24 protein-coding genes are annotated in these 20767 nt (G+C 62.2%); 23 read left to right on the forward strand and 1 reads right to left on the reverse strand.

Annotation, left to right across the window (positions count from 1 at the left end):
• Position 1 precedes the first annotated feature (1 nt).
• From ilvB to GTA51_RS05825, 8 genes are all read left to right on the forward strand, one after another.
• Entirely contained in the window at positions 2-1690 is a 1689-nt protein-coding gene (gene ilvB / locus GTA51_RS05790; RefSeq protein WP_160959442.1) for a biosynthetic-type acetolactate synthase large subunit, read from the forward strand.
• A gap of 8 nt (positions 1691-1698) precedes the next feature.
• Positions 1699-2181, forward strand: a complete 483-nt coding sequence (gene ilvN, locus GTA51_RS05795; RefSeq protein WP_160959443.1) for an acetolactate synthase small subunit — start codon at positions 1699-1701, stop codon at positions 2179-2181.
• Positions 2182-2250: 69 nt separating this feature from the next.
• Positions 2251-3240: a ketol-acid reductoisomerase gene (gene ilvC, locus GTA51_RS05800; RefSeq protein WP_160959445.1), complete on the forward strand. Its 990-nt coding sequence runs from the start codon at positions 2251-2253 to the stop codon at positions 3238-3240.
• 54 nt (positions 3241-3294) lie between these two features.
• A complete protein-coding gene (locus GTA51_RS05805) occupies positions 3295-3840 on the forward strand; it encodes an SEL1-like repeat protein (RefSeq protein ID WP_246198000.1) in 546 nt (181 codons plus the stop codon).
• Positions 3841-3913: 73 nt separating this feature from the next.
• Positions 3914-4534: a hypothetical protein gene (locus GTA51_RS05810; protein ID WP_246198001.1), complete on the forward strand. Its 621-nt coding sequence runs from the start codon at positions 3914-3916 to the stop codon at positions 4532-4534.
• Positions 4531-4788, forward strand: coding sequence for a SemiSWEET family sugar transporter (locus tag GTA51_RS05815; protein WP_160959447.1), 258 nt, complete (start codon positions 4531-4533; stop codon positions 4786-4788). Before GTA51_RS05810 ends, GTA51_RS05815 begins: the two co-directional genes overlap by 4 nt.
• Before the next feature lie 34 nt (positions 4789-4822).
• The gene (locus GTA51_RS05820; protein ID WP_160959448.1) at positions 4823-5107 is read left to right on the forward strand and encodes a hypothetical protein; all 285 of its coding nucleotides are present in this window, start codon (positions 4823-4825) and stop codon (positions 5105-5107) included.
• 16 nt (positions 5108-5123) lie between these two features.
• Positions 5124-6110 (forward strand): hypothetical protein, encoded by a 987-nt coding sequence (locus tag GTA51_RS05825; RefSeq protein ID WP_160959450.1) that lies wholly within the window; start codon positions 5124-5126, stop codon positions 6108-6110.
• 123 nt (positions 6111-6233) lie between these two features.
• Here the strand turns inward: GTA51_RS05825 and GTA51_RS05830 are convergent, their stop codons facing one another.
• Complete coding sequence (locus GTA51_RS05830) at positions 6234-6725, reverse strand: GNAT family N-acetyltransferase (protein WP_211922448.1); 492 nt, start codon at positions 6723-6725, stop codon at positions 6234-6236.
• 207 nt (positions 6726-6932) lie between these two features.
• Between GTA51_RS05830 and GTA51_RS05835 the strand changes: the two genes are divergently transcribed.
• The 15 genes from GTA51_RS05835 to GTA51_RS05905 all read left to right on the forward strand — a co-directional run bounded on the left by GTA51_RS05835 (position 6933) and on the right by GTA51_RS05905 (position 20766).
• Positions 6933-7559, forward strand: a complete 627-nt coding sequence (locus GTA51_RS05835; protein WP_160959451.1) for a class I SAM-dependent methyltransferase — start codon at positions 6933-6935, stop codon at positions 7557-7559.
• A 60-nt stretch (positions 7560-7619) separates the two neighbouring features.
• Positions 7620-8879, forward strand: coding sequence for a glutamate-5-semialdehyde dehydrogenase (locus GTA51_RS05840; RefSeq protein ID WP_160959453.1), 1260 nt, complete (start codon positions 7620-7622; stop codon positions 8877-8879).
• 15 nt (positions 8880-8894) lie between these two features.
• Complete coding sequence (locus tag GTA51_RS05845; protein ID WP_160959454.1) at positions 8895-9578, forward strand: nicotinate-nicotinamide nucleotide adenylyltransferase; 684 nt, start codon at positions 8895-8897, stop codon at positions 9576-9578.
• 16 nt (positions 9579-9594) lie between these two features.
• A complete protein-coding gene (locus GTA51_RS05850; protein ID WP_246198002.1) occupies positions 9595-10803 on the forward strand; it encodes an alginate O-acetyltransferase AlgX-related protein in 1209 nt (402 codons plus the stop codon).
• A 202-nt stretch (positions 10804-11005) separates the two neighbouring features.
• Positions 11006-12067, forward strand: a complete 1062-nt coding sequence (locus GTA51_RS05855) for a hemolysin family protein (RefSeq protein ID WP_160959457.1) — start codon at positions 11006-11008, stop codon at positions 12065-12067.
• A gap of 23 nt (positions 12068-12090) precedes the next feature.
• Positions 12091-12504: a cytochrome c maturation protein CcmE domain-containing protein gene (locus tag GTA51_RS05860; RefSeq protein ID WP_160959459.1), complete on the forward strand. Its 414-nt coding sequence runs from the start codon at positions 12091-12093 to the stop codon at positions 12502-12504.
• Positions 12505-12715: 211 nt separating this feature from the next.
• Positions 12716-14608, forward strand: a complete 1893-nt coding sequence (locus GTA51_RS05865) for a heme lyase CcmF/NrfE family subunit (RefSeq protein WP_160959461.1) — start codon at positions 12716-12718, stop codon at positions 14606-14608.
• Between the two features lie 10 nt (positions 14609-14618).
• The gene (gene ccmA, locus GTA51_RS05870) at positions 14619-15290 is read left to right on the forward strand and encodes a heme ABC exporter ATP-binding protein CcmA (protein WP_160959462.1); all 672 of its coding nucleotides are present in this window, start codon (positions 14619-14621) and stop codon (positions 15288-15290) included.
• The gene (locus GTA51_RS05875) at positions 15284-15961 is read left to right on the forward strand and encodes a heme exporter protein CcmB (RefSeq protein ID WP_160959464.1); all 678 of its coding nucleotides are present in this window, start codon (positions 15284-15286) and stop codon (positions 15959-15961) included. Before ccmA ends, GTA51_RS05875 begins: the two co-directional genes overlap by 7 nt.
• A 7-nt stretch (positions 15962-15968) precedes the next feature.
• Positions 15969-16637 carry a cytochrome c biogenesis protein gene (locus GTA51_RS05880; RefSeq protein WP_160959465.1) on the forward strand — a complete coding sequence of 223 codons (669 nt, stop codon included), beginning with the start codon at positions 15969-15971 and terminating at the stop codon, positions 16635-16637.
• Positions 16638-16640: 3 nt separating this feature from the next.
• Complete coding sequence (locus GTA51_RS05885; protein ID WP_160959467.1) at positions 16641-16781, forward strand: CcmD family protein; 141 nt, start codon at positions 16641-16643, stop codon at positions 16779-16781.
• Positions 16768-17373: a tetratricopeptide repeat protein gene (locus tag GTA51_RS05890; protein WP_160959469.1), complete on the forward strand. Its 606-nt coding sequence runs from the start codon at positions 16768-16770 to the stop codon at positions 17371-17373. The genes GTA51_RS05885 and GTA51_RS05890 overlap by 14 nt, the downstream gene beginning before the upstream one ends.
• Before the next feature lie 135 nt (positions 17374-17508).
• On the forward strand, positions 17509-18678 hold the full coding sequence (locus tag GTA51_RS05895; protein WP_160959470.1) for an ABC transporter substrate-binding protein: 1170 nt from the start codon (positions 17509-17511) through the stop codon (positions 18676-18678).
• 108 nt (positions 18679-18786) lie between these two features.
• The gene (locus GTA51_RS05900; protein WP_160959472.1) at positions 18787-19671 is read left to right on the forward strand and encodes a branched-chain amino acid ABC transporter permease; all 885 of its coding nucleotides are present in this window, start codon (positions 18787-18789) and stop codon (positions 19669-19671) included.
• A gap of 48 nt (positions 19672-19719) precedes the next feature.
• On the forward strand, positions 19720-20766 hold the full coding sequence (locus GTA51_RS05905) for a branched-chain amino acid ABC transporter permease (RefSeq protein ID WP_160959473.1): 1047 nt from the start codon (positions 19720-19722) through the stop codon (positions 20764-20766).
• The last annotated feature ends 1 nt before the right edge of the window (position 20767 follow it).

The following is a 20767-nucleotide window of genomic DNA, read 5'->3' on the forward strand; positions in this document are numbered from 1 at the left end:
CATGGAACTCACCGGGGCCCAAATCCTCCTGGAATCCCTGCGCCGCGAAGGCGTGGAAGTCGTCTTCGGCTTTCCGGGCGGTGCGGTCATTGACATCTACGACCAGTTGCCCAACTACCCCCTGCGCCATGTGCTGGTACGCCATGAGCAGGGTGCCATCCACGCTGCGGACGGCTATGCCCGGGCCACGGGCAAGGTAGGTGTCTGTCTGGTAACCTCGGGCCCCGGAGCCACCAATACCGTAACCGGCATTGCTACGGCCTACATGGATTCCGTGCCGGTCGTCATCATCACCGGACAGGTGCCGACGCCGCTTATCGGCAACGACGCCTTCCAGGAAGTGGACATCGTCGGCATCACCCGCTCCTGCACCAAGCATAACTACTTGGTCAAAGAGGTGGGGGATCTGGCGCGTGTCATTAAAGAGGCCTTCTACCTCGCTTCCACGGGTCGGCCCGGTCCGGTGCTGATTGACCTGCCAAAGGACGTGCAAACGCGTCTTACGGAATACAAGTATCCGAAAACCATAAAAATGCGCAGCTACAACCCCACCTACGCCCCCAACCCCAAGCAGGTGGCCAAGGTGGCGGAGGTGGTGCGCCGGGCCAAAAAGCCCATCATTTACGCCGGCGGCGGGGTTATCGCCTCTGAAGCCAGCGAGGAGCTGGCCTGGCTGGCCCGGTCGTTTGACATCCCGGTCACGGCCACGCTGATGGCGCTGGGCTGTTTTCCGGCCGACGACCCGCGCTGGCTCGGCATGCTCGGCATGCACGGCACCTACGCCGCCAACATGGCCATCAGCAACGCCGACCTGATCCTGGCCATCGGCAGCCGCTTTGACGACCGGGTCACCGGAAAGATCAGCGAATTCGCCAAAAACGCCAAGATCGTGCACATCGACATCGACCCCACCTCCATCCAGAAAAACGTGCCCGTGCACATTCCGGTGGTGGCCGATTGCAAAAGCTTTTTAACCGCCCTGCGCCAGACCCTGGAACCGACCCTGGCCGAGCAGCCGGCGGCCGGACACGAGGCCTGGAATGCCAAAGTAGCCGCCTGGAAAGAGGAAAAACCGCTTTCCTACAATCAGGAAGGCGCGGTCATCAAACCGCAGTACGTGGTGGAGACCATCTCCCGCCTGACCAAGGGCGAGGCCATCATCACCACCGAAGTCGGCCAGAACCAGATGTGGGCGGCCCAGTTCTACGCCTTTACCCGACCCCGGTCGTTTATCAGTTCCGGGGGCCTTGGGACCATGGGCTTCGGCTTTCCGGCGGCCATCGGTGCCCAGATGGCCTATCCCGATCGGCTGGTCATTGACGTGGCCGGCGACGGCTCCATCCAGATGTGCATCCAGGAATTGGCCACGGCCGTGTGCTACAAGCTGCCGGTCAAAATCGTCATCTTGAATAATGGCTATCTTGGCATGGTGCGGCAGTGGCAGGAACTGTTTTACAAGAAAAACTACTGCGCCACCTGCCTGGATGTGGCCCCGGATTTCGTCAAACTGGCCGAAGCCTACGGCGCGGCCGGCTTCCGGGTGACCGATCCGGCCAAGGTGGAATCGGTGCTGGCCGAGGCCTTTGCGCTGCCATGCCCCGTCATCGTGGACGTCGTGGTTGACCGCGAGGAAAATGTCGCGCCCATGGTCCCGGCCGGCAAGTCCATAACCGAGATGATCCTCGTCTAGGAGCCACCATGCGCCACATCCTTTCCATCCTCGTCGAGAACGAACCCGGGGTGCTGGCCAGGGTGGCCGGCCTTTTCAGCGGCCGGGGCTACAACATTGAATCGCTCAATGTCGCCCCCACCCTGACCGAGGGCCTGTCCATGATGACCATCACCACGATTGGCGATGAGGCCATCATCGAACAGATCGTTAAGCAGTTGCGCAAGCTCGTCACCACGCTCAAAGTCGTGGATCTCACCGACGTCAAAGCCGTGGAGCGCGAGATGATGCTCCTGCGGGTGGACGCCGAGGGCAGCAAACGGGCCGAAGTGCTGCGCATCGTCGATATCTTCCGCTGCAAAGTGGTGGATGTGAGCCCCGACGAACTGGTCCTTGAAGTCACCGGCACCCAGGACAAACTGACCGCCCTGGTCAGTCTCCTGCAACGCTACGGCATAAAGGAAGTCGCCCGCACCGGCTCTGTGGCCATGCGGCGCGGCATGCAGGAATAACGGCGCGGCCTTGCGCCCTCTCCCCCAGAAATCGAGAGTGCCGCACTCCGGCACGATAAAGGAGCTATGATGAAAATCTATTACGACCAGGACGCCGACCTTTCCCTTTTGGCTGACAAGACCGTGGCCATCCTCGGCTACGGCAGCCAGGGCCATGCCCATGCCCAGAACCTGCGCGATTCGGGCGTCAAAGTGGTCATCGGCCAGCGTCCCGGCGGCCCCAACTGGGATCTCGCCAAGGAAAACGGCTTCACGCCCTTAAGCGCCGCCGAAGCCGCCGCTGCGGCCGATGTCATCATGATCCTGGTCCCGGACCAGCACCAGCGGGCCGTTTACGAAAAAGACGTGCTGCCCAGCCTGACTGCCGGCAAGATGCTGCTTTTCGCCCACGGCTTTAACATCCACTACCAGCAGATTGTGCCGCCGGCCAATGTTGACGTGGCCATGATCGCCCCCAAGGGACCGGGCCATCTGGTGCGCCGGGTCTACACCGAGGGCGGCGGTGTGCCGTGCCTGATCGCCGTGCACCAAAACGCCACCGGCAAGGCCATGGAAATGGGCCTGGCCTACGCCAAGGGTGTGGGCGGAACGCGCAGCGGCGTTTTGACCACCACGTTTAAGGAAGAGACCGAAACCGATCTTTTCGGCGAGCAGGCCGTTTTGTGCGGCGGCGCGGCCGAACTGGTCAAGGCCGGTTTTGAGACCCTGTGCGAGGCCGGCTACCAGCCCGAAATCGCCTATTTCGAGTGTCTCCATGAGCTGAAACTCATTGTGGACCTCATGTACGAGGGCGGCCTGTCCCGCATGCGCTATTCCATCAGCGACACGGCCGAATACGGCGATTACGTCAGCGGTCCCCGGGTGGTCACCGACGAGACCCGGGCCGAAATGCGCAAGATCCTCAAAGAGATCCAGAATGGCACCTTTGCCCGGGATTTCATCATGGAAAACATGTCCGGCCGGGCACACTTCCTGTCCATGCGCCGCATCAACGCCGAGCACCCCATTGAAAAAGTCGGTGCCAAGCTGCGCGAGATGATGAGCTGGCTCAAGAAATAGCAGGGGTCAAGCGGCCGGTCCTCAGGGGCCGGCCGCTTCTGCAAGGAGATGTCCATGTTCATGCGTTTTTTCGGGAGATCGCGACGTCGTCCTCTCGGCCTGTTTCTGGCCTTTGTATTGGCGACGATGGGTTTGGCGGGGCTGGCCGGGACGCATTTCGCCCAGGCCCAGACCCCAGCCCTGGAAGCGCCACTGCCGGAAAACGCCGATCCCTTTCCCGGGCTTTTGGCCCTGGCTGGAAACGGCGACCCCAAAGCCCAGTGTGCAGTCGGCATCGATTATCTCAACGGTCGCCGCGTCGCCCAGGATTATCGACTGGGACTCCACTGGCTGTCCAAGGCCTCTGACGCCGGCTTTGCCTACGCGCGCTACGTGCTGGCAGACGTCTATAGCCGGGGGTATGCCGGCGTGCCCGTCGATGATGCATCGGCCTATTATTATGCCTCCCTGGCTGCGGCTTCCTCGTCACTGGACGACAAGGTCCGGGAGCGGGCAGCAAAGTTGCGCGACGCCAGCGCCAAACGGTTGAGCACAGCCCAGCTCGCGGCCATGCAGGCCAAAGCCGCTCTGGCTCCCCTGGACGCGGCGGTAGGCCATTAGCCCCGCTGCGTTCCTGCCGCCCAGGCGCTCCTGGCCGGGCGGACCTCAAATGACGGCGCAGGGAAATGCAGCCATGTCCGACGTTTCGCTCCCCTTCGCGCAAAACCGGCCCGGCTTGGGCGTAGTCCAAAGGGCCGCCGGGCTGTTTGCCCGGATGGTCCTGATCCTGGTGACGTTGTGGGCCGTTTGGGCGCCAGGGCTTGCCGTGGGGGCAAAGGTCGAAACCAAGACCTTTAATGCCTACTACGCCAGTCAAAGCGCCAAAATTTATGACCATTTGCTCAAGGTCACGGATTATTACGCGTCTTTGGCCAAGGACGGCAATACCGAGCGCGTCAAGGACGTGCTGGCGTTGCGGGCTTCGCTTGCGGCCTGCTGGGAAATGGTCCTCAATGCCGGCGACATGGTCTATATCTACGATCTTGTCGATCCCGGCTGTTCCGGGACCGTGACCCAGATCGGCGGCTTGATCAAAACGGGTCTGGCCACCGTGGCCGGCAAGCTGGACAAAGAACTCCAGTGGATGCGACTGGTGGAAAAAAACGTCTCCGATCTGCCCGTTTCCGTGGAATTGGGCCAGGCCTTTCGGGATATCGAGGCCATGGCAGCCTATTTTAGAACCGCAGCCCCGACTTTTGAGGCACCGGCCGGCGGCGAAACCCGCCAGTCCGTGAAAAAGCAGGGGGTTCCATGACCGGGCTTGCCGACTGCATCGGCTATCTGGCCGGCCTGTGTACCACTGCGGCGTTTTTACCCCAGGTGGTCAAAACACTGCGCAGTCGGTCGGCCCATGATATCTCTTTGGGCATGTACGCGCTTATGGTCGTTGGCATCGGGTTGTGGCTCATCCACGGCATCCAGGTGGAGTCCGCTCCTGTGATAGCCGCCAATGCCGTGACGCTTGTTCTGGTCGGAGCCATGCTGGTCATGAAGCTGCTGTACAAATAAAGCCTGCGCCTGGAAGCGGCGCGTGGAGGTTTTCATGCGGATATTGATGCTTTCCCTCTTGCTACTGGCCCTGACAAGCCTGCAATTCGGCTGCGGCCGTCATACCTATCTGGTTGAGACCATGGACAAAAAGTCGTTTTACGTGACGCCGCCTTTGGTGGTAGATGCCGAAAAGGGTGTCTATTACATGTGGATTAACGGACAGCGCCGCACCGTGCCCATGGATCAGGTCTATCGCATCGACGATTCGGCCCAGATCTGCTACCAAAATGGCGTCACCGACACGTTTACCTGCTACGACAACCTGTACTATTTCTGATGCGCCGGACCGGGCCGTGAACGACGAGTTGCGGCGTTTGTCCCTGCGCCTTTTGGAGCGAAAGCCGCCATCCGGACCGGTCGTTTCGCCCGTGGCCTTGACGCCCGGGGCTTTGCCGGACGTGATCGCAGCCTTGGCCGAGCACCGGCTGCCCCCGGAGCCGGCCGTGCTGGCCAGCCTGTGCCTGAAATATTTTTACGCCTATGTCCACGCCGACAGTCTGGAAACCGAGGTGACCCTGGACGCCCTGACCCGGCTGGCCGGCCAGTTCGTGCGGCGACGCGGTGGCACGGCACTCCTTGACGGGCAGGACGCCTTGCGCCGCTTTCTGCTCCACCACGGCTTTGCCCTGCAAATGCTTATTGATCTGCCCAAAACCGTCCATCTGCTCCTGGCTCTCCTGGCTCTTCCCGTTCCCTGCCGCGACCGTTTCCTTGGCCTGGACCTGGGGGCCGGGACCGGTATTTTGCTGCTTGGTCAGTATTTGCTGGCCCGCCGGGCCGGCATCGCCGCTCCGGTGCTTTTTGGCTATGAATTCCAGCCCCAGGTGGCCACGCGGGCCGATGGGCTGCTTGCTGCGCTGGGCATTGGCCGGGTGCGCCAAGCCGACGCCACCCAGGGCGCGACCTACGCCACACTGCCGGACGGGCCGGTTGCCTGCGTCACCAACGAAACCCTGCCCTCGGCCGGCCGCCGGCTCTATAAAGAACCGTTCCCGGCCATAAACGCCGCTCTTTTTGCCGCCCTGGGACCACGGCTTGCCAGCACGGCCTTTTTGCCCCAGGCGGTCTGGGCCTCGGACCGGGCCGGACGCACCTGGCTGCGGCTGGCCCCGGAAAACGCCTTTGCCGGAAACACGGTCGGGCCGGGCAAGCCCGTGTCCCTGGCTTTTATGCGCGAGGTGGAACTGGCCGGGGAGCGGATTCCCGTGGACCGGGTCGGGCAGGCCCTGGCGTGGCTGGTGGCCGCCCCCTGGCGCGAAAGCCTGTGCCGGCGTTGGTAGAGTGCAGAAGAGAGGCGAGTGAGAAGAGGAGACAGAAGATGCCTCCGGCGGCCAAAGGGCTGAGCCCTTTGGAATCCCACCTGAAGGCAAGGGGGGAAGGGGGAACGGCGTGCTGCGGGTTCGTTACAGCGTCAGCTCGTAATAGAGCGCCCCATCGAGCGGATTGTCGCAGTATGGTTCGATGCGGCTGAAACCGAGCTTTTTATACAGGGCATTGGCCGCAGTCATGGTTTCCAGAGTGTCCAGCCGGATGGCCTGGTAGCCGCGCTCCCGGGCACCGAAAATGGCGGCCTCGGCCAGGGCGCGCCCCAGTCCGTGCCCGGCATGGGCCGGGCGCACATAGAGCCGTTTCATTTCGCACACAGCGTCGGCCAGCGGGCGCAGGGCCACGCAACCGGCCGGCATGCCGGCAGCCCAGGCCAGCCACAGCCCGCCCCGGGGAGGTGCATACCCTCCAGGCAACTCTGCAAGTTCCTTGTCAAAGTTCTGAAAACACAAGGAGAAGCCGAGACCGTGGGAATATTCCTCGAACAAAATGCGCACCACGGTCATGTCCGTGGCCGCACTGATGGCCGCAGCCTGACGCGAAGGCCCGTGGGCCGATGCCTGATTCATGGGGACTGCCTTATTCCTCTTCGCGTGGCCACTGTGGCACCGCTGCGGTTGCCGCACCAAAGGGCTCCGGTGACGGCTGTTTTCGGCCACGAGTCGTAACAGGCTTTTTTCCGTTTCCCAAGAGAAAAGGGAGCTTTTACCGGGATGCGGCCTTTTGTCCCGGGCCTTTGACCAGCCGACCAAGTCGGGCAAAAGGAGCGCGACAGCATGTATTGGACCAACGCCCCGCGTGTTCCGTCGAGCCTGGAGATAGCGCGCGAGATTGTGACACGTTTTCGGCCCGGGGACCGCATTCTCGACCTTGGCTGTGGCCCGGGGCGCACCCTGGCCGGATTGCGCACAGCCGGCCTTGGCAGCCGGCACGTCGGCCTGGACACCAACGCCCCGAGCCTGTTTGCTGCGGCTGGTGTGGGACTGCCGGTGGTCCGGGCCGATTTGGCGGCCTTGCCCGTTGCCGACGCCGCCTTTGACGTGGCTATCCTGCAAGCCGTACTGACCACCATCGTTGGCCCCGGGCAGCGGCTGGCGGTGTTGCGCGAAGCGAGGCGCACGTGCGTCCGTCTGCTCTACATCGGTGATTTTCTGCAAAATTGGGACCTGCCGTACTACCGGACGCGCTACGAAACCGGTCTGGTCGAAACCGGCGAGCTGGGCAGCTTCGTGGTGCGCGACCAGGGCCAAACACTGTATGAGGCCCACCATTTCACGCTGGAAGAACTGTCTGAACTGCTGGGGCAGGCCGGCTTCGCCGTGGCCCAGGCGGTCTTTCCCACCGTGCGCACCCGGTCGGGCAATGTGGTGCGCGGCGTGTCCCTGGCGGCCGAGCCGCTTTGACTTTTTGGCTCCAAGTGGCTATCGACCTTCTTTTATGCCGCGCTCTGGGTGGAGGGTTACATGAGCATTGCAGGTGAAATGGAAGTCATGGCCAAAAAGGCCAAGGACGCTTCCCGGGCCATGGCGGCCGCTTCCGGCGCGGCCAAGGATGCCTTTTTGGCGGCTGCGGCCGGGCTGTTAACGACCCGGGCGGACGAAATCCTGGCTGCCAATGCCACAGACATTGCCAAGGCCCGCGCCGCCGGCATGGATGCCCCGCGCCTGGACCGGCTCACCCTGACGCCGGCCGTCATGGAATCCATGGCTGCGGCCTGCCACGAGATCATCAGCCTGCCCGATCCCGTGGGAGCCATCGAGGCCCTGCGGCCCCGGCCAAACGGGCTTCTTGTCGGGCGTATGCGGGTGCCCCTGGGCGTTATCTGCATGGTCTACGAGTCCCGGCCCAACGTCACCATCGACGCGGCCATCCTGTGCCTCAAAGCCGGCAACGCCGTCATTTTAAAGGGCGGTTCCGAAGCGCTGGCCTCCAATATGGCCCTGGCCGGGCTGCTGCGCGAAGCCTTGGCCGCCGCCGGCCTGCCCGAGGATGCGGCCCAGCTTGTGCCGGTTGCCGACCGGGCCGCCGTGGCTGCCCTGTGCAAGCTTGACGAACTTATTGACGTCATGATCCCGCGCGGCGGCGAGGGCCTTATCCGGGCTGTAGTGTCCCAGGCCACCATGCCGGTGCTCAAACACTACAAGGGCGTGTGCCATGCCTATGTCGATGCCGGGGCCGACGAGGCCCGGGCCGAAGCGGTGGTGGTCAATGCCAAGGCCCAGCGCCCGGGCGTGTGCAACGCGCTGGAATGCCTGCTCGTCCATGCCGCCGCCGCCCCGACCTTCCTGCCCCGGGTGGGAGCAGCCCTGGTCCGGGCGGGTGTGACCATGCGGGCCTGTCCGCGCGCCCTGCCGCTGCTGGGTGAGGGTGCGACTCCGGCGGCACCCGAGGATTTCGGCCAGGAATTTCACGATCTTATTTTGGCCGTCAAAGTGGTGGACTCCATGGACGAGGCGCTGACGCATATCCACCGCTACGGGTCCAACCACACCGAGGTCATTCTCACCGAGGACCACGGCCGGGCCATGGATTTCCTGCGCCGGGCTGACGCCTCCATGGTTGGCATCAACTGCTCCACGCGGTTTAACGACGGTGGCGAGTTGGGCCTTGGGGCCGAAATCGGCATTTCCACATCCAAGCTCCATTCCTACGGCCCCATGGGGCTGGTGGAACTGACCAGCGCCAAATTCGTGGTGCTCGGCCAGGGGCAAGTGCGCGGCTGACGGGACGGTTTGGGCATGCGGGAGCCACGCATCGGCATTTTCGGCGGGACATTTAATCCGGTCCACATCGGCCATGTGCGCGCCGCCATCGAGGTGGCCGAGGCGCTGGGCCTTGCCGGCGTGGAATTTGCTCCGGCGGCCCGGCCGCCGCATAAATCCGGCGACCCGCTCCTTGATTTTGCCCTGCGCCTGGACCTGTGCCGGGCAGCTGTTTCCGGCATTCCCGGGTTCTCGGTCAACCCGCTGGAAAATGAGCGGCCCGGCCCGTCTTATACCTGCGATCTGCTGGCCGATCTGGCCCGGACTCGGCCGGGGGAACAGTTTTGCTTCATCATGGGCATGGGCGATCTGCTCTGCCTTGCCGCCTGGAAAAACGGCCTGGGCCTGGGCCGGTTGGCCCATCTGGCCGTTCATGCCCGGCAAGGGCAGGAACTTGAGGCCTTTGGCCGCTTTTTGGACCACAACGCCAAGGCCATGGGAGCCGCTCCCACGGCTGATCCGGCTGTTTGGTCCTTGCCGCAAGGGCGGCTCATGCAGTACGTGCCCGTGGCCCGGCTCGACGTCAGCGCCTCGGACATCCGCCGGCGCTGGCAGGAAGGCAAACGCATCGACGGACTGATGCGTCCGTCTGTTCTCGACAAACTCCTAACCCATGCGGACGCGCTTCCTGCCGGCTGGGGCCGGCCGCCTGCAGCGTGATCCTTGGACGCATCCCTTGCAAAGCCGTTTCATTTTCCTGCGCCGTACAACGTATTGTCTGGCCATCATTGTTTTTTGCACCCTGCTGGTCCTGCCCACCCTGGATCGCCTGATCGAATTCGCGCCCAAGGGCACCGTGGCCGAGATGGAAACGACCCCGCTCCCCCGGCTCACTTCGGCTCCCGACTCCTGGGGACGCTGGTTTGACGTCCTGCGGCGTGGCTACTTCGACCGGCATTACAATTTGCGCGGCCTGCTCATTTCCTGGAACAGCTACCTTGATACTTTTGTCCTGGCCTCGACCACGTCTTCGAACAAGGTCATGGCCGGCACGGATCATTGGCTGTTTCTGGCCCAGGACGGTTCCTTTCGAAACGTCGTTGAGGATGCCCGTTCCCCCGGGGATCTGCCGGCCGACTCCTTAAAGATTCTGGGCAATGAACTGGAGCGCCGACGCCAGTGGCTTGAGGCGCGCGGCATCCGCTATCTGGTCATCCTGGCCCCCAACAAAAATTCCGTCTACCCGGACAAACTTCCCAAGGCCTTGCGACCGAAGCGGCTGGAAAGCCACCGGGATCAGTTCGTCCGTTTTCTGCACGAAACGACCAAAGTGGACATTGTTGATGTCACTGAAGCACTTGTTGCGGCCAAACCGCAGCACAACGTCTTTTACATGACCGACAGCCACTGGAACGCCCACGGTGCCTTCGCAGCCTATCAACTGGTTATGCAGCATCTGACCCGCGATTTTCCCTCCATCAAACCCCTGGACCGCAGCCAGTTTCGGGTGGAGCAGTACAGTTGGCTGTCGGGAGATCTGGCCTTTATGATGGGGCTGTCAGATTACATCAAGGAAGACCGCATCATCTATTTCAATAAGGAATGGTACAAGGCCAGAGGACTGTCCTACGACGGTCCAGGCGATCCGCATTACTTCGAGCATCCGCAGTATTCAACGACAGGCGACCCCAAGTTGCCGCGCGCCGTGATCTTTCACGATTCTTTTTGGTGGGAACTTCTGCCTTTCATGGCGGAGGCCTTCGATAAAGCCCTCTACGTCTGGCTCAAGCCGCAAAACGAAACTGAATTGCGCTATTTCGATGCTGCGCTGATCGAACGGGAAAAGCCGGACATCGTCATTGACGAATTTACCGAACGCTATATCATTCCGCCCTTGCGCGGCGGCTTCAAGCTCAAAAGCGGTACGGCAGCGGCCAAGGAATAGCCTCGCTGCGGGCTTTGCCTGCTTTACAAATGTCGGGAAATCCCTATATACGGCGCATCGAAGCCCTTTATCGCGGCCAGCCGCGAGGAGTTTTGCCCCTTCTCATGGAATACGCTTCAGCCTATTCGTCTGCGGACGCTGCGGTGTCCCTTTTCGCAATTTTTGCCCCGTGCCTGCGCAACCTGGAGGCTGGGACACGCCCATGATGACCCTCATTGTGTCCGTGACCCTGGCTATCGTCATCTCGGCCTTTTGTTCGCTCAGCGAAGCGGCTCTGTATTCAGTGCCCTGGAGCTGGATTGAGCGGCTGCGCAAGGATGGCCGGGCCTCCGGGGAACTTCTTTTCACCCTGCGCTCCAATGTCGAAAAGCCCATCACCGCCATCCTGACGCTCAATACCATTGCCAATACTGCCGGGGCTGCCGTGGCCGGTGCCGCCGCTTCCTCTGTGTTCGGCTCCGACGACGTCTGGCTCTTTACGGCCGCCTTTACCGTGGTCATCCTGGCCTTTGGCGAGATTTTGCCCAAGACCGTGGGCGTGGCCTACTGCCGGCCGGTGTCGGCGCTCATTGCCGCCCCCATGAAATATATGATTTTGGCCCTGCTGCCCATCATCTGGGCCGGGGGGCTGATGGCCCGGCTTGTTTCTTCCAAGCGCAAAGATCCGCTGTCCTCGGAAGAGGATTTGCGGGCGGTGGTCAGCCTGACCCGGCGAGAGGGCATCATCAAGCCCCTGGAAGAACTGTCGATTAAAAACATCCTCTCCCTGGATCTCAAAGCCGCCAGCGACGCCATGACACCGCGCACGGTGGTCTTTTCCCTGCCGGCCCAGATGACCGTGGCCGAGACCAGGGGCCAGGGCAAGGGCGTGTGGCCCCACAGCCGTATCCCGGTGTACGACGCCGACGACCCGGAAAACATCGTGGGCATCGTCTATCGTCGCGAAGTCCTGGAAGCCCTGGCCAACGACTTGGACGATATGCGCCTGTCGGACCTCATGAAACCCGTGCGCTTTGTGCTCGATACCATGACCCTGGACCGGGTGTTGGTAAAATTTCTGGAATCGCGTATGCATCTGTTTGTCGTGCTTGACGAGTACGGGGGGGTCTCGGGCGTCATCACGTTGGAAGATGTTCTGGAAGAGATTTTGGGTAAAGAGATCATTGATGAAACCGACCAGGTGGCGGATATGCGCGAACTGGCCCGGACCCGGCGTGAGGATCTTTTGCGCCAGCGCAACCGGGACGACGCGCCCACGCCATAATCTTCAACCTATCGGGTTGTGCCGTGGCGAAAAAAAAGAATACTCCCATGTATCTCGTGGCCCTGGCCCTGTTTCTCGGGGGCTTTGGCTATCTGCTCTATTCGGGGCTGGGCGAAAATACCTCGTATTTTCTCAATGTTTCCGAAGCGCTGGCCATGCCGCCCAAAGAGCTTTCCAAGGCCCGGTTGTTTGGAACCGTGGCTGAAAACGGTCTGAACCGTCCCGAGGACGCCCTTGGGGTGAGTTTTACGCTCATCGACAAGGATCAGGCCAATAAAACTATCCGGGTTGATTTTCGGGGCGTCGTTCCCGATACCTTCAAGCCGGGTGTCGAGGTCATCGTGGAGGGGGGAGTCAATCCCGCTTCCGGCGCTTTTGCCGCCAACACGCTCATGACCAAGTGCCCGTCGAAGTACCAGAAGGAAAACCGCGGGTAATTATTCCATCGGCTCCTTGCCGGACACCGGAGACCGGTCGGAAAGCCTAGCCGACCGGTCTCGCCTGTTGCCACCAGCCGCAGGAAAACGGTGCTCCCTCTCAATCAACTGCTGCGAAACCGTTAAAAAGCCCCGCCTGTGCGCTGTCACGTGTTGCCGCTTGGCCTTGTGATATGAGCGTGGGTGGGAGGGCTGCACCATAGGAGTTTTGATGCACGTTACAGCCTATTTTGCCTTGCTGGCAGCCATGATGCTGTGCCTGGCCGGCGCAGTGGCGGCCCTGGCCGGACTGTGGCAACGAGAATACGGGCGGCTTGCCCTTATTGAAAAAGGCCATTTGCTGGCTACCGCAGCCGTTGTGCTCTCCTCGGCCATCCTCACCGTGGCCCTGTGGCGGCGCGATTTTTCCTTTGTCTATGTGGCCGAATATACGGATACGCTGCTGCCGCTGTTTTATACGCTCACAGCCTTCTGGGCCGGGCAGGCCGGTTCGCTGTTGTTCTGGATGCTGGTTATTGCCCTGTGCGGCGTCTGTTTCGCCCTGTCGCCAGCGTATAAAAGCCTCAGCCTGCCCACCCGCCACGCCTACTGGATGTTTTTCCTGACCGTCGAAGCCTTTTTCCTGCTGCTCTTAACCGGTCCCACCAATCCGTTTTTGGAAGCCGTGCCGCCGGTGCCGGAAGGCCGGGGTCTTAATCCCCTGTTGCGCAATCCCGGCATGATTTTTCACCCGCCGCTCCTCTTTCTCGGCTATGCCGGCTTTACCATCCCGGCCTGTCTGGCTTTGGCCGCCTGGCTGTGCGGCGAGCGGGCCTCGTTTGCCGCTGCGGCGCGCAACACCACCATCCTGTCCTGGATCTTTTTGACCGCCGGCATTCTCCTGGGCGGCTGGTGGTCCTATATGGAACTGGGTTGGGGCGGCTACTGGGCCTGGGATCCGGTGGAAAACGCTTCGCTTATTCCGTGGCTCGTGGGCACGGCCTTTTTGCACACCTCCATCGTTGAGCGGCGCACCAAGGCCCTGGCCAAGACCAACGTGGCCCTGGCCGTGGTCACGTTTGTCACCTGCATTCTGGGCACCTATCTGGTGCGCAGCGGGGTGGTCGAATCCCTCCACGCCTTTGGCGAGGGCGGCGTGGGCGGCCCGTTGCTGCTCTTTATGCTCTTTACCCTGGTGGTGCTCGCGGCCGTGCTCGTGGCCGGCGCGCCCTATTTTACCGACCGCGTCAAGCCCCTGGCCGGGCTGATGAGCGTGCCGGGCTTTTTAGTCATCCTGGCCTGGCTTATGCTGGCGCTCTCGGCCGTGGTTTTTCTCGGCACCCTGTGGCCGGTTATCAGCAAGCTGTGGAGTGCTAACCCCGTGGGCCTGGACGCCGGATTTTACAACCGGGTCTGCCTGCCGCTGTTTGCCCTGGTGACGGCGCTGGTGGCTTTTTGCCCGCTGCTCTCCTGGAGCGAGGGCGTGCGCGACAAGGCCGGCCTGGGCGTGGCCGTGGGTGCCTTTGTCGGCGGTGGCGTCGTGCTCTATGGCCTGGGCCTGCATCTGCCGGTGGCCCTTTTCGCCGGTGCGGCCTCGGTCGCCGCCATGGCCACGGTGGGCTACGTCTTTTTGCGCCAGCGCCATGCCCGCAGCCGGGCCGGGGCCCTTGGTGCCTACTGTGTCCACCTCGGTCTGGCCCTGGTCACCCTTGGCGTGGCCTTTTCCGGTCCCTACCAGATCAATCAGGAAGCCGTGCTTATGCCGGGGCGCACCATGGAAGTCGGCGGCTTCACCCTGACATACAAGGATCTTGAACTGGAGCAAAACAAGGCCGTGGCCATCAGCCGGGCCGTCATCGATGTCAGCAAAAACGGCCAGCCCGTGGGCGTTTTGACCCCGGAACGCCGCATCTACACCGGATTTGAGCAGCCCTTTGCCGAGGTGTCCACCATCCCGAGCCTGGGCGACGAGTTGTACGCCACGCTGATAAACTCCACCGAGAAAAAGGCCGCCAGCCTCAAGGTCAGCGTCAACCCGCTGATCAACTGGATCTGGATTGGCGGCACGCTCATGTGCCTGGCCCCGTTTTTCAGCCTGCGCCGCTTGCGGGCCAAGGCGGAGTAGGGCGGCTGCCATGGCCCAGGGGTTGTTGCGCCTTTGCCGGGTGAGCCGTTTTTACGGCGAGCGGGCGGTGCTGCGAAACATTGAGCTGGTGCTGGCCCCGGGGCAGGCGCTCTTGGTCGTTGGTCCCAACGGTGCCGGCAAATCGACCTTGCTGCGTTTGCTGGCCGGGCTGTTGCCGCCGAGCGAAGGGGAGATTACGACCGAGCTGGCCCCGGGGGAAATCGGCTATCTTGGCCATAAAACGCTCATTTATCCGAAACTGACGGCCCGGGCCAATCTGGCCTTCTGGCAGGCCATGTTCGGGTTGCCCCGCGACGATGCCCCCATCGAGGCGGTCCTGGCCCGGGTTGGCCTCTCCCGCTTTGCCGACGAGGAAGCCGGGGTCTTTTCCCGGGGCATGTCCCAACGCCTGAGTCTGGCCCGGGTGTTTTTAACCGGCCCGCGCCTGCTGCTTTTGGACGAACCGGCTTCGGGCCTGGACCCGGCTTCGGCTGCGATGCTGCGCCGGGAGATCCGGGCCGCGGCCGATGCCGGAGCCGCCGTTGCCTGGGTGAGCCACAATGTGGCCGCTGATCTGGCGGTGTGCGACCGGGTGGTGCTGCTGCGCGGCTGCCGGGTGGCCTATGACGGACCGGCCCGAGACTTTGACCCGTCGGGACTGGCCGGGGAGTGCGTATGTTAGGCGCTGCCTTGGCCGTGGCCCGAAAGGATTTGAAGCTGGCTCTGTCCGGGGCGCAGGGGCTGGTCCAGACCGTGCTGCTCGGGCTGCTGCTGATTTTTATCATGAGCCTGTCACGCGAACCCGGCGAGATGTCGCCGCCGCTGGCGGCCGCGGCCATCTTCTGGCTGGCCACGGCCTTTGGGCAGATACTGGTCTTTAACTTCCTCTACGGCCTGGAAGAGGCCGAAGGGGCGCGGTTGGGGCTGCTGCTGTCGCCGGCACCGACCCAGTCGGTCTGGCTGGGCAAGGCTGTTGCCGGCTGGGTGCTGCTCTTTTGCTGCCAGTTGGTTTTTGCCCCGGCTGCGGTGGCCTTTCTCGGGCAATCCGTGGCCGGTTCCGTTGGCCTGGGGCTGCTCGTTGTCGCTGCCGTGGACTGGGGGCTGTGCGCCCTGGGATCGCTGTTGGGCGCGCTCTCTGTTGGCCGTTCGTCGCGGGAATCGCTTTTGACCGTCATCCTCTTTCCACTCCTGGTGCCGGCGCTTTTGGCCGGTATTCGGCTCCTGGAAACGGTCATTTCCGGCCGCGGCCTGGAAGCGGTCGGTGCCTGGACCGGCACGGTGGTGGCCTTTGACGCGGTATTTACCGCCGCTGCCTTGATCCTTTTCCCCTTCCTCTATACCGGCGAGGAATAGGAGTGCTATGATACGCCTGTGCGCCCTGGCCGCTGCGGCCGTGTCCATCCTGGCCCAGTATGCCATTTGGTTCTACGCCCCGGTGGAAGAGACCATGGGCGAGGTCCAAAAAATATTCTATACCCACATGCCGATGGCCTGGTGGTCCTTGGTGAGTTTTGTCGTGGTCTTTGTCGCCTCCATCCTCTATTTGGCCAAGCGCCGGGACGTCTATGCCCGGCTGGCCGGCGCGGCCGCTGAACTGGGCGTTTTGATGTCCGGTCTGGCTCTGGCCACGGGCATGTGCTGGGCCAAGCCCATCTGGGGCGTCTGGTGGACCTGGGATCCCCGGCTCACCACCACACTCGTCATGTGGTTCGTTTACGCAGCCTATCTGCTGTTGCGAGCCTCTGACGTCGGCGGCCAGCGCAAGGATACGGTTCTGGCCGTCCTTGGCATCGTGGCCTTTCTCGATGTTCCCCTGGTCTTTATCTCGGCCCGCTACTGGCGCAGCATCCATCCTGCCGTCCTGGGTTCCCAGGGCGGTGGCATGGAACCCGAGATGTGGCTGGCCATGGCGGCCAACCTCGTGGCCATGGGGCTTTTGTGGCTGGCCTTGCTGGCCGCCCGCACCAAACAACTCGCCGCTGGCGCGGCTGTCACGGCCCTTTTGCGCCACGGTGCCTCAAGGAACTAAGTCATGGGCAAGGAAGTCTATTTGTTTGCAGCCAACATCCTGGTCTGGGTTGGCCTTGGCTGCTACGTGGCTTTTCTGGCAACTTCCCAAAAGCGTCTGGAACGGCGTCTCAATCGCCTGGAGATTTTAAATGACGACAACTGAAACCAGTCCGGGACCGAACGCCTCGGGCCGTATGGTCCTGGCTTTTATCGCTTTTGCCCTGGTCGTGATCTTTGCCGCCTCCTTTGTCTATCGCCTGGAGCGCCCAACCCTTGAAGTGCACCAGAAAAAAGGGGCGGCCGGCATGCCCCAAGGCATGGACAATGCCATGAACGGCCCCATGCGCGAAGTCATGGAGCTTATGCAAAAGCTGCAGGAGAATCCCGACGACCCGGGCCTGCAAATGGCCATGGCCGAACGCTTCATGGCCATGGGCTCCTATGACCGGGCCAAGGCGTTTTTGGACAAGCTGGTCAAGGTGCGCCCCGACGATCCCGATGTGCTCAACGCGTTGGGCGTGGTCCGCTATAACGTCAATGACCTGGAAGGGGCCAAGGCCGCTTTCGAGGCCATTCTCGCCAAGGATGCCGAAGACTACCGGGCGCGCTTTAACCTGGGGCTTTTGTACAAATACGCCCTGGGAGAACCGGAAAAGGCCAAAGAGGCTCTTTCCGCCGTCATTGCTTCGCCCAAAACCGATCCTGAGACGCGAAAGACCGCCCAAACGGAACTTGAAACGAAACCGGGCTCGTAAGCCCGATTGCTTTTCATGACGTTTTGGTGAATGTTGCCGCGTAACGCAACCATACCCAACCCGGGCCGGCGACACCGCCGGCCCGCAAGCTGTTACCGTCTTGGCAGAATACAACCATAACGGGAGGAAGACTGGATGCTTGGCAGGAAAATGACCCGGGCCACCGTGCTCGCAGCCGCCCTCGGCCTGACCCTCGGACTCTCGGCCGGCCCCGCCGCCGCTGCCGACACCATCAAGATCGCCGTGCCTTCGCCCTTTACCGGCAGTGCTGCCGGGTATGGCGAAAACGTCAAGGCCGGCGTGGTCATGAAGCTGGAAGAGATCAATGCCGCCGGCGGTGTTGGCGGCAAGAAGATCGAAGCCGTCTATCTCGACGAGCAGTGCGAACCCCGCGAGGCAGCCACGGTTTCCTCCTCCATCGTCAACGATCCCGACATCGTCGGCATCGTCGGCCATTTGTGCTCCTCGGCCCATCTGGCCGCGTTGCCCACCTACGTGCGTGAAGGCATCGCCGCCATAACCCCCACGGCCACCAACACCACCATTTCCTCCAAGAGCAAGGACGAGAAGGGACTCACCTGGTCATTTCGCAACGTCTATCGCGATGATTTCCAGGGCAAGTTCCTGGCCGATTACACCGACAAGGTGCTGGGGCTGAAAAAGGTCGCCGTGTTCTATGAGAACAACGACTACGGCATTGGCCTTAAAGAGGCCTTTATCAAGGAAGCCAAGGCCCTGGGCCTGACCGTCGTCGGTGAGGAAGCCTACAAGAAAGGTGACCAGGACTACACCCCCCAGCTGACCAAGATCAAGGGCGGCGCTCCTGAAGCCATGTTTATCGCCGGGTATTATCCCGAAGGTGCGCTCATTGCCGATCAGGCCAAAAAGATCGGCCTCAATGTCCCCAAGATGGGTGCTGACGGCTTTGACAACGCCGACTACATCAAGCTCGGCGGCGCCGCTGCCGACAATACCTATCTGACCGCCCCCTTCCTGGTCGAGACCGCCGGGGCCGATGCCAAAAAGTTCATCGATGCCTTCAAGGCCAAGTACAAGCGCGACATGGACTGGATGAGCGCCAATGCCTACGACGCCGCCGGCATGATGATCGACGCCATTGCCAAGGTCGGACCCGACCGGGCCAAGATCCGCGCCTATCTGGCCGGCATCGATTCGCCGGAAAAGGGCTACAAGGGTGTCACCGGCGTCAACTACTTTGACGCCAATGGTGATTGCTTGAAGCCCGCCTACGTCAAGACGGTCAAGGACGGCAAGTTCGTCCCGGCCCCCAAGCAGATGAACTAGGCGGCCGCTCCCGGAAATCCCAACGCGAACAGGCTGGATACCCTCCAGCCTGTTCGCGCTTGAAAGCCCGACCTCTCATTCACGTCCAACCTTGCTTCGGAGCCGACGTTGCTCGAACAACAGCTCGTCAACGGGTTCACCCTGGGCCTGATCTATGCACTCATCGCCGTTGGCTACACCATGGTCTACGGCGTCATTGAGTTGATCAATTTCGCACACGGCGAAATCTACATGCTCGGGGCGTTTTTAACCCTGTCGTTTATTTCCATGGGCCTGCCGCTGCCCCTGGCCGTCGTGCTGGCCATGCTGGCCGCCGCCGCCATCGGTGTGCTGCTCGACATCGTCGCCTATCGGCCACTGCGCGAGGCCCCGAGACTGGCCGCGCTGATTACCGCCATCGGCATGTCCATCTTTTTGCAAAACCTGGCCATGATCATCTGGGGCAGTCGGCCGTTGCCCTTTCCCCGGCAGGCTCTGCCCGCCTTTTTCAGCGAGCCGGCCCTGACCTTTTCCGATGTGACCATTTCCTGGATGCAGATGCTCATCTACGCCGTGGCCGTGGTCCTTATGGTGGGGCTTAATCTCGTCATCACCAAGACGCGAGTGGGTACGGCCATGCGCGCCCTGGCCCAGAACCAGACTGCAGCAGCGCTCATGGGCATAAACGTCAACCGGGTCATCACCTTCACCTTTGCCCTGGGTTCGGCCATGGGAGCCATGGCCGGCATCATGGTGTCCATGTATTACAACACCATGTATCCGACCATGGGCTATCTGGCCGGGGTCAAGGCCTTTGCCGCCGCAGTGCTCGGCGGCATTGGCTCCGTGCCCGGTGCCATGCTCGGCGGCGTGGTGCTCGGTATCGCCGAGACGCTCGGCGCGGGCTACCTCTCCTCGCCCTATCGCGACGGCGTGGCCTATGCGGTCATGATTCTCGTCATTATCTTTCGTCCCTCCGGGCTGCTTGGCCGGGCTGTGACGGAAAAGGCCTAAACCCTGGCGGCCGGTTTTCCGGCAGCTTGAAACGACCGGAATACACACATGCGCGGCGCGGCAAACAGTCTCAAATATCTGCTTCTGGCGGCGGCCCTGGCCTACCCGCTGATGCCCTTTCGGGACGTCTATGTCCTGCACGTCCTGGTCCTGATCATGGTCTACATGGTCCTGGCCATGGGCCTGAACATCCTGCCCGGCTTTTGCGGCCTGCTCGATCTCGGGTTCGTCGGCTTTTACGGCATCGGGGCGTACACGGCCGGGCTTCTCACCGTCCACTACAACATGTCGTTTTGGCTGATCGTGCCCCTGGCGGTCATAAACGGGGCGCTGTTTGGCGTGCTCCTTGGCGCGCCCACCCTGCGGCTGGTGGGGGATTATTTCGCCATTGTCACCTTTGGCTTTTCCGAATTGGTGGTGCTTTTTCTCACCAACGAAATCTGGCTCACCCGGGGGCCGCTGGGCATCCCCGGCATCGCCCCCATAGCCTTGGACGTCACCTGGCTGGCCACGCTGTTGGGCATTGACGAGCGCTGGCGCTACGTCTTTCGGGGCGAGATGCCATACTATTATCTGGCCATGGTCATGGTGGCCCTGGTCTACGTCGTCATGCGCCGGGTGGAGGATTCGCGTCTGGGCCGGGCCTGGCTGGCCATCCGCGAAGATCCCATGGCCGCCGCCTCCTGCGGCGTCAACCTTTTCGCCTACAAGGTCATCGCCTTTGCCGTGTCCACCGGCATAGGCGCCATGGCCGGGGCCTTTCTGGCCCGCTGGAGCCAGTTTCTGTCGCCGGATATGTTCAAATTCTGGGAATCCTTCCTGGTCTTGTGCATGGTGGTGCTGGGCGGGCTTGGCAACATCAACGGCGCACTCATCGGGTCGGTCATTTTGATTGCCCTGGGGGAAGTGCTGCGGGTGGTCCTGCCCAAGCTCGGGCTGCCGGCCGAGACCCGGTTTCTGGCCTATGGGCTTATCATGGTGCTTATTATGCGTTTCCGTCCCAACGGCATATTTACGCAAGTGGCGGAATCGACCATGCAAAGCAGACTCATCAAGGACTTGCGCGCCCGGTTGGACGCGCGGCGGACGGCCTAAT

The sequence above is a fragment of the Solidesulfovibrio aerotolerans genome, assembly GCF_009856865.1.
Taxonomy (GTDB): Bacteria; Desulfobacterota; Desulfovibrionia; order Desulfovibrionales; family Desulfovibrionaceae; genus Solidesulfovibrio; species Solidesulfovibrio aerotolerans.